The 15,646-nt window shown below is 41.6% G+C and carries 16 protein-coding genes, 1 tRNA gene and 1 pseudogene; 6 read left to right on the top strand and 12 right to left on the bottom strand.

Features of this window, described 5'->3' with window-relative positions; genetic code table 11:
• Positions 1-429 precede the first annotated feature (429 nt).
• The 7 genes and pseudogenes from HG267_RS31320 to HG267_RS31290 form a co-directional block, all read right to left on the bottom strand.
• A complete protein-coding gene (locus tag HG267_RS31320; RefSeq protein WP_045870836.1) occupies positions 430-1,623 on the bottom strand; it encodes a class I SAM-dependent methyltransferase in 1,194 nt (397 codons plus the stop codon).
• Positions 1,624-1,760: 137 nt separating this feature from the next.
• Positions 1,761-2,225 (bottom strand): annotated as a pseudogene (locus HG267_RS31315) (HNH endonuclease).
• The gene (locus HG267_RS31310; RefSeq protein WP_045870252.1) at positions 2,225-2,830 is read right to left on the bottom strand and encodes a transposase; all 606 of its coding nucleotides are present in this window, start codon (positions 2,828-2,830) and stop codon (positions 2,225-2,227) included. The pseudogene HG267_RS31315 and the gene HG267_RS31310 overlap by 1 nt, the downstream one beginning before the upstream one ends.
• Complete coding sequence (locus tag HG267_RS31305; RefSeq protein WP_263419991.1) at positions 2,827-3,426, bottom strand: helix-turn-helix domain-containing protein; 600 nt, start codon at positions 3,424-3,426, stop codon at positions 2,827-2,829. Before HG267_RS31305 ends, HG267_RS31310 begins: the two co-directional genes overlap by 4 nt.
• A 110-nt stretch (positions 3,427-3,536) precedes the next feature.
• Positions 3,537-3,776, bottom strand: a complete 240-nt coding sequence (locus HG267_RS31300; protein WP_045870835.1) for a hypothetical protein — start codon at positions 3,774-3,776, stop codon at positions 3,537-3,539.
• A gap of 206 nt (positions 3,777-3,982) precedes the next feature.
• Entirely contained in the window at positions 3,983-4,600 is a 618-nt protein-coding gene (locus HG267_RS31295; RefSeq protein ID WP_045870833.1) for a HEAT repeat domain-containing protein, read from the bottom strand.
• A 51-nt stretch (positions 4,601-4,651) separates the two neighbouring features.
• Positions 4,652-5,941 (bottom strand): HEAT repeat domain-containing protein, encoded by a 1,290-nt coding sequence (locus HG267_RS31290; RefSeq protein ID WP_045870832.1) that lies wholly within the window; start codon positions 5,939-5,941, stop codon positions 4,652-4,654.
• A 76-nt stretch (positions 5,942-6,017) separates the two neighbouring features.
• Here HG267_RS31290 and HG267_RS31285 point away from each other — a divergent pair, with 76 nt between their 5' ends.
• Positions 6,018-6,224, top strand: a complete 207-nt coding sequence (locus HG267_RS31285) for a hypothetical protein (RefSeq protein ID WP_045870831.1) — start codon at positions 6,018-6,020, stop codon at positions 6,222-6,224.
• A gap of 251 nt (positions 6,225-6,475) precedes the next feature.
• On the opposite strand, the gene cpeA is transcribed toward HG267_RS31285, so the two are convergent.
• The 5 genes from cpeA to HG267_RS31260 form a co-directional block, all read right to left on the bottom strand.
• Positions 6,476-6,970, bottom strand: coding sequence for a C-phycoerythrin subunit alpha (gene cpeA, locus HG267_RS31280; RefSeq protein WP_045870830.1), 495 nt, complete (start codon positions 6,968-6,970; stop codon positions 6,476-6,478).
• Between the two features lie 79 nt (positions 6,971-7,049).
• The gene (gene cpeB, locus HG267_RS31275) at positions 7,050-7,604 is read right to left on the bottom strand and encodes a C-phycoerythrin subunit beta (RefSeq protein ID WP_045870829.1); all 555 of its coding nucleotides are present in this window, start codon (positions 7,602-7,604) and stop codon (positions 7,050-7,052) included.
• Positions 7,605-8,071: 467 nt separating this feature from the next.
• Positions 8,072-8,239 carry an NblA/ycf18 family protein gene (locus HG267_RS31270; RefSeq protein ID WP_045870828.1) on the bottom strand — a complete coding sequence of 56 codons (168 nt, stop codon included), beginning with the start codon at positions 8,237-8,239 and terminating at the stop codon, positions 8,072-8,074.
• A 521-nt stretch (positions 8,240-8,760) separates the two neighbouring features.
• Entirely contained in the window at positions 8,761-9,516 is a 756-nt protein-coding gene (locus tag HG267_RS31265; protein WP_045870827.1) for a TspO/MBR family protein, read from the bottom strand.
• A 360-nt stretch (positions 9,517-9,876) separates the two neighbouring features.
• On the bottom strand, positions 9,877-11,208 hold the full coding sequence (locus HG267_RS31260) for a Rieske 2Fe-2S domain-containing protein (RefSeq protein ID WP_045870826.1): 1,332 nt from the start codon (positions 11,206-11,208) through the stop codon (positions 9,877-9,879).
• Between the two features lie 312 nt (positions 11,209-11,520).
• Here HG267_RS31260 and HG267_RS31255 point away from each other — a divergent pair.
• From HG267_RS31255 to HG267_RS31235, 5 genes are all read left to right on the top strand, one after another.
• A tRNA-Ser gene (locus tag HG267_RS31255) sits at positions 11,521-11,595 on the top strand.
• Between the two features lie 118 nt (positions 11,596-11,713).
• Positions 11,714-11,914, top strand: coding sequence for a hypothetical protein (locus HG267_RS31250; protein ID WP_045870979.1), 201 nt, complete (start codon positions 11,714-11,716; stop codon positions 11,912-11,914).
• 585 nt (positions 11,915-12,499) lie between these two features.
• Positions 12,500-13,225 carry a hypothetical protein gene (locus tag HG267_RS31245; protein ID WP_045870825.1) on the top strand — a complete coding sequence of 242 codons (726 nt, stop codon included), beginning with the start codon at positions 12,500-12,502 and terminating at the stop codon, positions 13,223-13,225.
• Positions 13,226-13,439: 214 nt separating this feature from the next.
• Positions 13,440-13,820: a 50S ribosomal protein L7/L12 gene (gene rplL, locus HG267_RS31240; protein WP_045870824.1), complete on the top strand. Its 381-nt coding sequence runs from the start codon at positions 13,440-13,442 to the stop codon at positions 13,818-13,820.
• Positions 13,821-14,157: 337 nt separating this feature from the next.
• The gene (locus tag HG267_RS31235; protein WP_045870978.1) at positions 14,158-15,591 is read left to right on the top strand and encodes a vWA domain-containing protein; all 1,434 of its coding nucleotides are present in this window, start codon (positions 14,158-14,160) and stop codon (positions 15,589-15,591) included.
• Positions 15,592-15,646: the final 55 nt, after the last annotated feature.

Below are 15,646 nucleotides of genomic sequence, written 5' to 3'. Positions count from 1 at the left end.
TAGCTTGCTTCCCCGCAGGGGTACACCTTTTCCCCAAAGCGATTGTCTATTTTTTAAGTTGGAAGTCCCTAATCCCTGTAATTCTTGCTATGTAAAGTTTAAATAGTATAAATACTGAAATAATAATCCGAAATTGCTGAAATAAATACACAAAAATACGGATGTCGTTCCTCAGTAATTCCCGTATTTTCAAGCAAAATGAGTACAAACCCTGCTTTTCCTATAATCATTCTAATGGTATCTTTTATCATCCTAATGAGTGCACTCGCACTTCTAATCAAGCCGATAGCTAAAAGCTGCATTCGCAAATACAAGCGATATCGCTTAATTAAACGCAGAAGGGAGCAATTTTATAAAGAATTGAGATATTTAATGGCAGAGAGATAACCACTGAACATCATTAATTGGATTAATTCTCTAAAGTACTACTCATAGACTTGTGGGAGTGAGGAGAATGATTTGCTGTTTTTGGAGCGATCGCACATCTGCTAAACTTGCATCCACTGACTGCAAAATTTGCGCTGTTGTCTGATTTCCATCACAGGCGAGGAGAAACTGCCACTCGGCATCATTAAGACGCACAATCTGATAGTCTTGATTAAAGAATTGTTGACTATCTCGCCATCCCTGAATGCAAGGACTCGGTTCGGGGATTGCAGACATCAGTTTGGCATCTGATGCCCAATTTTCTCTATTAATGGGACTGCGTCCTAAGAAAAACTCGTAGTGAGTAATTGCTTGGGGATCTAGGAGTTCAATTAACCGATAGCGTTGGCGATCGCTTAAATTTTGAGAACGTTCAATCAATCCCGGTGCTTGACCAATCAATCGTTCTAAATTCCAAATCTGGGGATTAGAAAAGCCGAGAAACTCTAACCCCGACGCATCAATTAACTCAAACACAGTATTGATGTTGTAATCAATTTCCTGAGGATGGACATACATATCTGCAAAGTAGCCATCGCGTTGATTTTCCCAAGACCAGCGTTCCTGTTCACGCTGGCGCAGGCGGTTATTTTCTGGTAAAGCAGCAAATATTTGTCTTCCCACTGCTACACCATCAGTATAATCACCGCGTTGATCGCCTTGCAAAAGTGCGATCGCTTCTTGCATCAATTTAATTTCCCAACGCCCCAATTCACCATACACAAATATATGCATGATTCCGCCAGGCGATAGCTTTTTCGCTAAAGCTTGAATCCCGCGAATGGGGTCAGGGGTATGGTGCAGAACTCCCACACAGTTAATTAAATCGAATTCACCTGCAAGCTGCTCCACATCAAACAAACTCAGATGATGAAATTCTACCCTGGTTGCCCCTGATTTTTGACAGCGCTCTTGAGCTACAGCTAATGCACCAGCACTCAAATCGATGCCTACAATCGCCGCATCCGGATTGAGATGTACTAAGTATTCTGTTCCCACCCCCGTACCACACCCAGCATCGAGGATGCGGACATTGTTGCGTGCGGGTTTTTGTCCGGTACAAAAGTTATAGGCTGTCAGCCAGTTCCAGCGCCAGTTATAACCAGGAGGCGGTTCATCTAATAACGGTTCTGGAGGGAAGGGATAGGTATTGTAGAGTTTGGCGACTGCGGCACTAATTGCTTGGGAATCTGACATGGCGGGAGAAAATGAATTCGTAATTGATAATACCTTGCGGTCAGCCTCTTTGCGCCATCTAATTTGTGAAGATGCAGGAAGTTGTGGTATCTGGGAAAGGTTACAGGCACTCCATAAAACTGCAAATAGCTTGAGGCCTAACTTTCCAATCTTGGATCATCTTCTGGTGGATGCCAACCACCTTTAATCCAAAGCCGCCGCGCTTTGACAATAGAACTCTCATTATGGCGCTCATCATTCAAATCTAAACGATTACAAGTAGCTCGTCCTGTTTCTGTAATACCAATAATCGTCAAACCATCTGCCGACCAAATAAAATGCTCAGACCATTTTTGCTAACGAGGATTAAAAAGAGGAAAATTTTTCCCAGTTTCCGGGTCAATGCCAGTTGTAAAGTTGTAGCGATAGCCATTACAACGCTGACAAGCCAATGCTAAATTATCAGGCTCATCGGAAGAGTTAGGAAAAGATTGCGGAATTATATGGTCGATCGCAAATAAAGCAGCACTTGCTTCTTCCAAAGCGTGACAGTATTCACATAAGTATTTTGCTCTTTCCCTGACTAACTTTCTAGTACAGTACGGCGGAAATAAGCAGACCATTAAATAGCCAAAACTTTGCTCTTATATGTCCACTTAAAAGGTTTAGCCATTGTTTGATTAAAGTAGTCGATAAACTTGAGGATTCGATTTTTCAAATCATCCTGACTGACGAAACTGGCTCTTCTGAGTAACTTGCGAACCAAAATACTGAACCAAATCTCAATTTGATTGAGCCAAGAGGAATGTTTAGGTGTGTAATGAAACACAATCCGGTGTGTTGGATCACTCAAAAAAGCAGTGCGGGATTTCATTGATTTAAGGATGCCACTTTCTCCCTTAATACCCAGGTCAATATTCAAACCTTCAATTTGTGCAACTAAACGAACTAGAGACTCAGACTGATGAGTGTTAAGGCAGTCCATAATCAGATGCCATTTTTTAGCATCACTGTCAGTTTCAATTGTTCGGCGAACATGAAGGGCAAAATCAACTTCCGTTCTGGTATCTGAACAAGTCGGCTGGACAATTTGACCAGTGGCAACATCAAAGCTGGCAATTAAGCTTTGCGTGCCGTGACGAATATACTCAAATTCCCTTCTTTCGACTTTGCCTGGTCGCACAGGTAAGTCTTTTTCTAAGCGCTCAGTAGCTTGAATTCCTGTCATTTCATCAATGGATATTGTACGTTCTCCCTGAAGATGCCGCTCAATCGCATTGATGTATAAACCAGTAATATCTTCAACTTTTGCGTCAAATTCTTCGTCCTCAGGGGGGTTAACCAGTAGCGGCTCTGGTGAGGTTTAAGTTCTGCTTCTTCAAGTAATCTTCCAACATGGCGGACAGATATGCTTTCAATAATTCCAAGTTTGATGATTTCGTTCGCTAGTTCTCTTGCTGTCCAATGACTTATTGGTCTTCCATAATCGGATGGTGGGGAACAAGCTAATGCAAACAACTCGATTACTTGTTCCATACTAAACTTCGGGCGTGCGCCAACACGCTCAGAGTCTTGTAATCTCTGCTCAATTGATAATTCTTTCCCCTCAGTTTCCAACCACCGATTTCGCCATAAACGCGCCGTTTGACGATTTATGTCTAAATTTCGGGCGATTTCACGATGATTTTGACCCTCTGATCCCATGACAATTATTTTGGCTCGTAGCGCTATCTGTTGCGGCGTGTTGTGTCTGTTTATCAACTGTTGGAGTTGATCCCGCTCGCCATCGCTTAAATTTAATATTTTAGGATTTAATCTAGCCACACCTTGATTCCTTAATCCGCGCCCAAAACGGGTTTTAACCTGATTATTTATTCTCCCACCAATATGGTCTATTTATTTATGCCGTGTTGTACTAGTTGCATCATTAACCGTCATGATTCGGCAATAACTTTAGCATTGAGCAAGGTAAAAATGCGGTCGAGTTCTAATATTCCTGTTAGTTCAGCTTCTTCTTGTGATGTCAGCATATCAGTCTTTTTCTTGTCATTAAGTTGATCGAGTCGCGATTGCAGATCTGGAGTAAATTTGAATAGATATAAATCTCTAACTTTGCTAATTTGGATTCCAGATTCTACCCAAGATGATGGTTGAACCATTATTTGCGTAATCATGGCGTTAATAGATGGACTTTAATGTATGGTCGCATTCTAGCAATGAATACTGTTGATGGTGTTTTTCATATTCTTAATTCAGTATCTTGGTTAGTTCCAATTTGCTGTACACAATTAGAAAAGAAAAGGAACTTTGTTGTGGTTTATGCTGATATTTTACAAACCACAGATATTTCCTTTACCAAGCTTTTTTCTTCCTATTGGGATTATTTTTCTCCCCGCTGAAACTTCGTTGTCATTTCTAGGCGCGATAATGCACTAGTAGCGGACTCACGCACATAGGAATCGGTTGATTCATTCTCAATTAGGGATTGTAAAACCTCCACACCCCGACTATCGCCAATTGAGCCTAGAGCATTCACAATTGAGATTCCCAGTGCTGGGTTGTCTGTAGTTTGTAATGCTTCAATCAAAACATCAACCACAGGAGAACCAATTTCACCTAGCGCCATCACAGCAGCAATATGGACTACGGGATTGGGGTCATCAAGAGCAGTTTTTAAACCCTGTACGCCTTCAGCAGCAAAGGGAACATCAGGATGATTAATGGCAACTTGCGCCAGTGCTTTAGCGGCACTACCACGAACGGTAACATTATCACTATTAAGTAAGGCTTGTACTAAAGGTGTGATTGCATCAGGGCCGATCGCACCTAAAGCTTTCACAGCAGCCCGCCGATAAGTGGTATCCTCTTCATCGAGAATACTCATCAACCGGGGAATAGTTGTTTCATCAGGATTTTCCGCCAATTCCCACATTGCTTGGTCGCGGAGGTGGGGGTTGGGGTGTTTTAGTTGTTGGAATAGTTCTTCTGTTGTCGGCATTTTTTTATGTATTGATTTCTACAGGAGCAATCAGATTTAATAAAAGAAAAATTAGGCTGTGATTTCTTGATTTTTCAGGGTACTTGAGGCTTTAGCGGCAATTAGCCAATCACTATCTTGTGCTGCTTGTTTATGTTCGCTGATATCACCCAGTTTTTCTAATGCCATCAATGTTGCATACTTCAGATCCCAGATTTTAGTTTCTAGACAGGCTTTCAGTTCGGGAATCGCTTTTGGATCTCCGAGTTCAGCGAGTGCGATCGCAGCTGCTGCTCTTGATTTTTGAAACTGTGGTTGTTTGTTATGCAAGCCTTCCACTATTAAATCGTAGGCTGGCGCATGTTTTAACCAACCAAACAACTTAATTACATGAAAATGAGCGCCATAATCATTATTTGCTTCTGCGGCATAAGTAGCAAATAGAGCCTCAGGCGCAGCATCGGCGTAATGCTCCAAAATGGTTTTAGTTGCTAAATAACAGCGTCCAAAGTCAGTTTCGTACAAGCCGCGAATTAAAATTTCCAATGTGGGGAGGCGATCATAACTATGGACTAAATTTAAATCCTGGGGATGATCGTATAATGTCTGCTCTAAATATGGTTGGATTTTCGCAAAAGTAATTGCCCCCTCAGAGATTCCCGCTTCTGCTAATGTGCGAAGGCCTCGCAGCCGAAAAACTAGGGATACAGGACATTTGGCAATATCAGGAATTGCATCATAGTAACGTGCATCCATCAAATCTTGGATAGACAACCGCCTTCCTAAAACATTCGGATGCTGCAATATCTGCACCACTTTTGCCATTTGGGAATAGTCGCCAGTTAAACGACAAACTGCGGCGATCGCAGCACTAGCTGTAGGTGGATCGCTGTCATTCACAAATTTGCGAATGCGTTCTAGGGCAGGTTGATAATTAAACTTGGTTAATGTATGGATAATTACTCGATAGGTTTGACCTGGCTTCTCCAGCAATTGCGCCACATCCTCTAATATATCCGTGTCTTGAGTCCCTATTTCCCCAATCGCCCAGGCCGCATTTTCCACAGTATAGCAGTCTTCATCAAACAGACATATACGTATAAATGGCAAAGCTGTTGTGGCTTTGAGTCGTCCTAAAGTCTCTACTGATTTACGACGGACAATCCGATTATCCAACGAGGGATCAGTTTGCTGCACCGCACGGATAAGGGCATTGATTGAGCGTTCTGTAGGAAAGTTGACTAAATGAGAAGCAGCAATATAGCGCGAATCGTTCTCGCTCAATTGGTCTTGAGGTGTATCCAAAAGAGCGATCGCCTGGTCTTCTGTGAGATTAAAGAAATTAAAAAAGCGCTTATCCATAATATATAAATGTTAGCTGTTAGTGGTTCAGCCTTCAGCAAATATTCTTTAGTTTGAGGGGAATGGGGAATGGGGAATGGGGATTGGGGACTGGGGATTGGGGATTGGAGAACTCCACAGAATGATTGATCCAAAAGCTGTCATTGCGAGCGAAACGGAGTGTAGTGAAGCAATCCCAATATTTTGCGGTTGCTTCATTTCGCTTCGCTACATTCGCAATGACAATTGGGCATTTCTTTTTGTGGAGGTCTCTTGGGGATTGGGAAAGAAAAATACAGTTTAACAATTACCAATTACCAATTCTTAATATCCAATAAGACCAACCATATTGTAAGTAATTAGCCAGACTTGATATGAATTACCAATAACTAATGACAAATGACCAATGACAAATGACCAATGACCAATAACAAAACAAACCCAGAGATTCTTTACCATTACTCAACCTTATCAGGCAAAGCAAAGAGCGAAGAACCTCCAGGTTTGTAGGGTCATAATGTACCCTCGTTACTCAATAACAAGAGTGGCAATTAACTAGGAGAGAGAGTTAATAGCGTAGTCTAGTAAAGCATTGTATTCAGTCAATGCTTGAGCAGACATATCACGAGGTGCACAACCACGGTTACGAGCAAAGCTTAAAGCTTCAACATAAGGAGCAGTAGGCAAGCCTAAAGCGCGATAAACTTCACGTTGTCCAGCAATACCCCACTCATCCAATGGGCCAGTACCACCAACAACCAAGGAGTATTGGATGAGGCGCAAGTAGTGTTTGATGTCACGAGCGCACTTAGCTTTGAAGGTATCGGTGGAGTTAGCTTCTCCAGAATTGTTCAAGTAAGGATACTTCTTGATACAAGCGTTGTAAGCTTCGGTTGCAACTGCATCAATGTTGTTAGCTAGCTTTTCAGCAGCTTCTAAACGTGCAGCCGCACGTTGGATAGAACCTTGTACGGATTCTAAATCAGAGGTGCTGGGGAAACGACCTGCGGCATCTGCTGCTGCAATTACGGTGGTAACAACTGATTTCATTTCTTAAATCTCCCAAAAGGCTTTTTATTTAAACTGTGTTGGATGTCAATCTGTTGAGTGAATTGCAAGTGGCAATCAATTAGCTCAAAGCAGAGATTACGCGATCGAAGTAGCTAGAAGCTTCAGCAACTAAGCTAGCGCAACGATCTTCAACAACGGGGGTTCCCATCTTACGCAATTTGGCACCAGCACGAGCTTCGCTGGGAGTGTCTTGAATGTGAGCAGCAGCTTGAGCCTTCATGATTTGAACGGCACGTACTGTAGAGGTGGTGGGTACGCCTAGAGCAGCGTAGGTTTCTTTCAAACCGTTTAAGCAACGATCATCTAGAACTGAAGCGTCACCAGCTAATAGAGCGTAGGTTACATAGCGTAAGACGATTTCTGCATCGCGTAAGCAAGCAGCCATACGACGGTTAGGATAGCAGTTACCACCAGCTTGGATTAAACCTTGGTTTTCGCAGATCATTCCAGCTACAGCATCAGAAACCATGCAGCTAGCGTTGCTTGCGATCGCATTTACAGCATCCAAACGTCTGTTACCACTAGCAACAAAGGCTCTCAGAGCAGCAATATCAGATACGGTAGAAGTGCTAGCATCTGCTGAAACTACAGCTCTAGAAAAAGCATCAAGCATTTCGCTCTCCTTAAAAATTCGGTTTTCTCTGAAACTTGATTGCCTGTTCCCTGAACAAGACAATATAGAACATAAAAGATGAAAGCTATCTCAGTCTCAGTTATGAGAAACTAAGTAACAATCCTTAACAAAAAATCCCCAGTCAGGATTGGGGACTGGGGACTGGGGAACTCGGGGACCCCTCTGGGGATAAGGGGTAATGGGGATTGGGGAACTCGGGGCCCCCTCTGGGGATAAGGGGTAATGGGGACTGGGGATTGGGGATTGGGTGATGGGAATAAATAAGAGATAAGTTGTAATTAATTTTATGGGGTGAGCTTCCTTACGGATGAGCTGCACTAAAACTATGAACTATTTATAAATGCCATTAGAGAAAGGAGCAGGCTTGCAGTCTAATCTAGACAAGCCTTTGCATATCTTTTTGTTCTTATTTGTGCTGTGGGAAACTCACAAATATTCCCAGTTAGCTACGCCTGCTTGAGAAGATGCTTGATCATGTTGTCTTTGACCATTAACTGGCGCATTACTTCTAAAAGCAACTTTTGCGATTCTTCCTGGTTTAAGTTCTTAATTTGTTCTTCGTAAACTTTGAGGTTGAATTTCTGCTCTAAGTTCAAATCCATTGGGATGTCCATTGTGTTTACTCTCCGGTGTTTTGCAACATTAGCTTGATATATTTCCTAGAATTAGGTTAACAAAAGTTACGCCTGCTTGACAAGTGGACGGTTTTAGAGGATAGCGAATAAAACCTCCTCATGTTACTCATGGGGATTAAAGACAAAACGACTTTCGGGTAACAGATGTGCGATCGCATTTGTCCTGCTGATCCTTGTTCCAGAGTTCTTGTCTCAAAGTTATGACAAAGTATGGCTTTGAGTCTTCTACCAATTGGTGGTAAGCCTGGGTGGAAATTGAATGTAATCAGCCAATGATGCATAACACTTTTGGGAGATTGCAGATACAGCAGATGCGATGTTTCTGAGGTACAGCAACTAATTGAAAAAAGTAATGAGTAATAAGTCAATTTCCTACTCATTACTCATTACTCATTACTCATGATGTACACTTACTTCAAAAGTGCTGTATCTCCTACCATTTTGAATGGTAGATTGCTAATTTCTCTACTGCTATTGATGTCAAAATTAATTTTGAGTATTTATTTTTCCACTGGTGTGAGTTTTAAAGGATACAATGGCTCTGAACCATTTAATTGCCAAATTCTAAATACTAATACAGCAGCCACAGTTAGCCAGATACAAGAAAACGAAAAAATCATTCCCGCTACAGGATTAGTTTGCCAATAAATTGCCGTCACTACTAGAGCAGATAACCAAGGGCCTAAAATAACCACAGGAACAGCCGCACCTAATCTCCGTTCTACAGTAAAAATCGTATTCCAAGTATCTCCTAAAGCCAAATGCACCACAAATAAAATTAAAGGCAGTGCTAAAAATTGGTGATGCATTTGCTGCCAAATTAATACGGAAGAAATTACCCGCAAAACTGCAATAATCATCCAAACTATAGGAAATACTAAAGGTGGAGGTGCCCATCTTGGTCTGATTACCTGGTCATAGGTCTTACGAGAACGGGTGTTATCTAAGAGTGAAAAAATTCGCGAACGAATACTTAATAAAGCGAAAAATAATACAGCTAATAAAGTGCTAAACCAACTGGGCAGGTGAGAATTTTTATCAATCAGCATTACTAATTTTTCCATTCCCAGTAAAGCCAGCATCATAGCTGCTATTTGTAAGATAGTCCCTAGTTTGTAAACTAAAACTGCTCTGATATCCAGTGCTTGCGTAGTAGCGATTAATGTATTTGAAGGCTGTTGTTGATTTTCTGTTTTTACCCCCATTACTGTATTGACAAACTTTTCCAGTATTCCGGTATTATTTGATTGAGTCATAATTAAGATATTGAGCTTCGCTGGTAATTATTAATAATAAATCATCAGCATGATTGTTTAATACAATTTATGGTTTTAAATTAGGGATTTAGAAAGATGGATTGAGCTTTTAGCAAGCTATCTATCGCAATAATTTTTCAAATTAGTATAATTCTTAAAAAATATAGCAATCCGATTTGAATTCTGAAAAATTTAAGTTGGAAGAGGTGCGTTACGAGTAGCGCTAACGCACCCTAATGGACTGACCACTGGACAAATGGTACTATCTAGCAGAATGCGGGGTATTGAAACCCTAACCAATGACTAATGACAGCCCTTACCAGCTATCTTTAATTGCACTGCTCTACTTACCTGCAATCCCTATCTTTGTGCGTGGATATAGTCTACAAAGTAAAACTTCGGAATCAGCTTGAATTTCAACCAAGCGTAAACTCCTAAACTTAGTAGTGCTGTTAGAGTTAGAGGTAAACCTAGCTGAAGTCGTGATGCATCGCTAAGGAGAGCAACAGCGCAAACAGTAATAGCAAAGTATGCCAAAAGTCCTACCTGCAACCGTTGTACAACTTTCAGAGCCTGGCGACAGCTACTACAATGCTGTGTATGCTGTTTATAGCGATCCAAAACTTGTTCGTGATTGTCATTGATCTGCCTAATTTCTGGAATATTTATCCCTAGTTGATTCCAGGGTAGCTGTCCTTGACAATATTTATCAAACCAATTCCGATACTCAATCACTAGCCTATCTGCACTTGTAGGTAGTTGAAAAGAAGTTTTCCAGCTTTGGGATGATTGTGTCTGTTGTAGAAAATACTCTTGCTGTTGTAACAGCACCATATCGCCATCAATCACTTCATTACGTTCGCTAACATGATCCCACCAACGGGGTCGAAGATGATGGAGTGTTTTGGCAAAGTTACGCGTAAACTGAGCAACAATCCGAGATTTACCAGGAGATACTGGTATGCAATAAGTGACCAGTCCCACCTGCTTTCCGGAGTTACCAAACTGGATTGCATACTCCAAACGACAAGGTGGTTCAAAAGTGATGGTTGTGGGAAAGGGTACTTCTGAAGACGCTTCAATTAAATGTGGTGTTGATTGCTCAATTTTAATGGGTATTGGTTTTGCTTTAGCGCGATCGCCCTGTACGCCGTGATGAGCAAAAGGAACATGGCTCGGATCTGCCACATTTTCCACCAAGGTTTGCCAGTCATATTCTAAATCTCGTACATAAGAAGACCACACAAAGCCTTTAGTAGCATCTATTTGCGGTGATAAAGGTAAAGGTGTGTTAGCTGCTTGTTCGCTGGATTGTGCGTCTGGCCACACCCACAGTAAATCCTGTTGCTGACGAACTGGTAGTGCTACAGAGCAGAGATTTTCTTTATTCTTACTTACCAATTCTGGATTTTCCGCTTGGGGAATATGAGTACAAATTCCTTGCTCATCAAATTGCCAACCATGATAGCTACACATTAAATTTCCTGTTTTGTCATCAATGCGCCCTTCACTTAGGGGAGCAAGGCGGTGGGGACATTGATCTAAAAATACCCGGAAACTTTGAGATGATTTGGGTTTCCAGATAACTAAACGCATTCCCAAAAGTGTCACTGAAGTGGGTTGGTCTAACGCTAAATCTTCCACTGGTGAGAGAGGATACCACTGCTGAAAAAAGTTGAATTTATCTGTCATTTTTCTACTCAATAATTCACAAAAATTATATCTACTTATGGAATTAGGGATAAAAGAGCTTGACTGCGCGATCGCTTCTCAAAAAATTTGTAGTATGCCCTTGACATTCTGTAGTTTTTGTATTACGTTTGTATTATGAACACTAAAGTTGCAAGCAAAGGCAAAACTAAAAGTTTCTGACGTTTTTACTTGCTTTAACTTAAATTCAAGTTGCGATCGCTTGCATTAGAGCATTGCAAACATACTTTTCTTGGGTCTGCAGCTCTAACGGTAGAGTTCCTAGATGTCACTTGTGCCCTAACAGAAAAAGCTTACATACTAGCTCAATAGTAGAGCGATCGTCTTGAAAACGATAAGTTGCAGGTGCGACTCCTGCGTTTGTAACCACAGCTTTTTCAACTCGCATGAGGTGTGAGTGCAACTCTCACAGGGAGGGTATCGGTTCAATCCCGATCAGATCCACTTAAATAATTTGTAATTCGTAATTAAAAGGGAGGTGATGACAGTGGTACATATTAGATTTGAAGGGCGTTCTGTTGATGCGACAGAAACACAGCTAGGAATTAACGCTGGGATGAATGATGTTGCTGTTAAGGAACAGGTGGCTCGTCATTTGGATGTAAATTGCGATCGCCTGGAAGCTTACATAATTGATCGCCGTCCTAGCGGTGATTTAATTGTTCGTCCTGAAGCAGTTTATGGGTAAAGAAGGAAGAAGGAAGAAAAGAGATGTAAAAATCTCTCTTTTTGCCTGAATTTGATATTAATCCGTGCCCAAATATAAGAAGCATACATACACATTGATAACGGTTCTAAGGTAGTAAAATTCGAGCGATCGAACTAGCGAAGCATGATTAAATCTCTTGCAGATTTAATATGCGTGCCCACTGCCAATATTTGGTAAGAGCGACCGTAGTTGTAAAAAGCTTGTTAAACTTGCACGGAATAATTTCGCCCAAACGCCAAATTAAATCTAGCTGATGTAATTACGAATTACGAATTACGAATTCTGAGCTTTATTCCGCGCCCCAATTTGTGAAGCATACACACTCTATCCGGAAACGGAATACAGGTTCAATTCCTGTCGCTCCCGCTTATGGGAGCGTAGCCAAAATGGTAAAGGCAACTGTGAAAAACTGCTTTGCTAACTTGTGCGGAATTCCCATTATGCCAATTGTATTAATTTAGTACCAGGACTCAATCACATATATGGAGGTAAATTAAATGATGTACGCAAACTTATGTAGCCTAACAATTCAATCTGCAAACCTATATTTGAATTACATAAGTTATGAGCGAACATCGTTTGAGCGAAATTGTGATTGAGCGTCCTCGACGTGGGACAAGAATTAGTCTTAAAAAGCAGACAGGCTATAAAAAGCAACTAGACAAAATCACCCAAGAAGCAACGGAGGATGGATTATTTAATCATTACTTGATTAAAACTAGATATAAATCTAAGTATCTTTCAGATCATCTTGGCCCCTTGCGTCGGCTGTTACGTTCCAAAGTCGGACAACCTTGGAATGATATTTACAGCGAACTCTGTCAACGATTAGATTCCAATACAATGACAGGACAACACGTTATCGGTCATATATGGGATTACGTTGAACGTCATGTAGAAATCATTGATGGTGTCGTTTATCGGAAGCCTTACCGAGGATATCGAACTTCGTTTGGTTGGGGTTACCGCGATCGCTTCTATATCCATCCTGATACTGGGATTCTTTGTGGAGTCGAGGAAGTACCTCGCAAGCAGTGGTCAAGCAAGCAAGAAACTGACTTTATCATCATTGATGATTATCATGAATACCAAAAACTGAATGATATTTGGTATCTCATTACCTTTGGAAATTTTCCCCAAGAGTCAAATGATGATACAAAGGATAGTTTAAAAGGTTTAGCCCATATTATTTGGCATCGTTATTACAGCATAACATCTTATGCTGTGAGTAAACGACAATGTAACAAGAAAGAGCTTCGAGTTATTTTAAAACTACTTTCTAAACAATAAACTTTTCACTTCGTGCCCTAACCGAAAAAGCTTACATACTAGCCGAATTGGAACAGGCACTTGACTTATAATCAAGCTATTACAGGTACCCTCCGGGAAGCCGCTCAAAGAGCGTCTACAAATCCTGTGTGTGAATCAACAGCTTTTTCAACTTGCACGCAGTGTCTTTATTCATTATCAATTATGAGTTAAATGCAACTCATTGGAGGTTGCCATGTCTGTGAAAACCCTAGAAATTTTAGAACAAATCAAATCTCTAACTCTCAATGAAACTTCTCAACTAGTCAAACAGATTGAAGCAACCTTCAATGTTGATATTTCCACACCGAAGCTGATTCAAATTGATCAACGCGATGAAGATGAGGTTCAATTACAAGTTCAGACGGAATTTGATGTGTTATTGGTATCGGTTCCGCCAGAGAAAAAGATTGCCCTACTCAAGGTCATTCGGACGGTAACTGGCTTGGGACTGAAGGAAGCAAAAGATTTTGTAGACTCTCTTCCTAAAGTCGTGCAGACAGGATTGGATCGAGAAGCAGCCCAAGTCCTCAAGCAACAGCTAGAAGAAACAGGAGCCGTTGTTTCTCTGCAATAGTCTTATCTTTCTTCTTTGCGTCTTTGCGCCTTTGCGTGAGATTCTTTTTTAAATGAACCGCCTTCTCTTCGAGAGGCTTCCGCCAACGCGCAGCGTCTCGAAGAGAAGAACGCCGAGTGCGCCAAGAGAAGAAATAAAGAGTGTCTAACTTTATTATTGGCAGTTGTTGCCGCGCCCCGATCGCAGAAGCATACATAACTCTGATTCAGTTATATACAACGCTTCTACAACTTGCGCGGTAAATTTATCGCCCCGCGTGCAACATCTGCCTCCTTCAATTTTGGATTTTAGATTTTGGATTTTAGATTGCAATCCAAAATTATTTAAGGAGGTTTTTATGAATACTGCAGAACGCGATTTGCGCTTGGAAATGCTCAATAGTTTGCTCACAACACCTCACCGCAAACTTGAGCAAGTCGCAGAAGTGCATAAGTTAATTGTTGAATTAGATCCCTTGTTCTACGGACACCTAGCAGTTTGGTATCAACGCAATGGTGATGTTCGCGACCATAAAGAAGTATTTATTGCTCATCTGTTAACTAGTACTTTAACCGAACACCGAGACGCTGGATTTATGATGCTACAAGAGTTTCCGCCTTATCAGGTGGCTCGTGTAGTGGATTTTATGAAGCAGCAACAAAATAAACTACCTCGTTCAGCACGGACTGCGGTGCGGCGTTACCTCAAAGCCAGGGAAAGCAATCCTGCACTATTTGATCGCGCGGCTTTGCGGGGACGTAAGGCAATGAAGCACTTATATGCTTCGCTACACATTAAGCCTAATGAACGGGCAAATGCGATTCTGTTTCGCGATACTCCCCCAGAAGGTTCTTTAGCCCATGTTTTGAAGCAACTTGCAAAAGCGGAAACTCCCGCCGAACAAGCACAGCTAATTGTGGAATTCAACATTCCCTACACGATCGCAATTGGTGCAATCAAGCAACTAACACCAGTTGTCTTGGTGGCGTTAATCAATAGCATGACTCCCCAGGAAGTAATCAACAGCCTTAAGTCTCTGCAGGCGAAAGGTGCAATGGATCACCCAGAAATCAAGCAGTTGATTGATGCCAAGCTGGAGGAAGCATCTAAGAGTGGACGTGTAGCAGCATTTAAAGCACAGATTGCCGCAGATGTCGCAGATTTAGACGCAGATACCGTTGCGAAGTTGGAAAAAGTCACCAACGAGCAGGTGAAACGGCGTGGTGCGATCGCTCGTCCTACTGCTTTACTTGTAGATAAATCTGGCTCAATGGAGAATGCGATCGCAGTTGGTAAGCAACTTGCTGCCCTGATCTCTGGTATCGCTCAAGCAGAATTGTATGTCTATGCTTTTGATACCATGCCCTATGCTATTACCGCCCAGGGCAAAGAGTTAACCGATTGGGAGCGTGCTTTCCAGCACATCAGGGCAGGTGGTAGCACTAGTATCGGCTGTGCATTAGAAGCAATGCGGAAGAAAAAGCAGGTAGTTGACCAAATTATCTTGGTAACTGATGAAGGTGAAAATGCTACACCTTACTTCAGTGAAGTCTACAAGACCTATTGCCGAGAATTGGCGGTAATCCCCAATGTAGTGATTGTTCGTGTAGGCACTCATTACAACTGGCTGGAGACTCAACTCAAGCAGCAGCAAGCACCTGTAGAAACCTTTACCTTTGCGGGTGATTACTACAGCTTACCGAACCTTGTCCCACTCCTAGCGCGTCCTTCTCGCCTAGATTTGCTAATGGAGATTATGGATCTTCCATTACCTGTACGAGATGATAAGTAATTTCTAAATTATGGTAATGCTTATTATTTATAATAATAAGCATTACCTATTTTAA

It is taken from the genome of Tolypothrix sp. PCC 7601, assembly GCF_025677855.1.
Classification (GTDB): Bacteria; Cyanobacteriota; Cyanobacteriia; order Cyanobacteriales; family Nostocaceae; genus Aulosira; species Aulosira diplosiphon.
The sequence above is the reverse complement of the archived record's forward strand: the minus strand, read 5'-3'. Positions and strand labels throughout refer to the sequence as shown.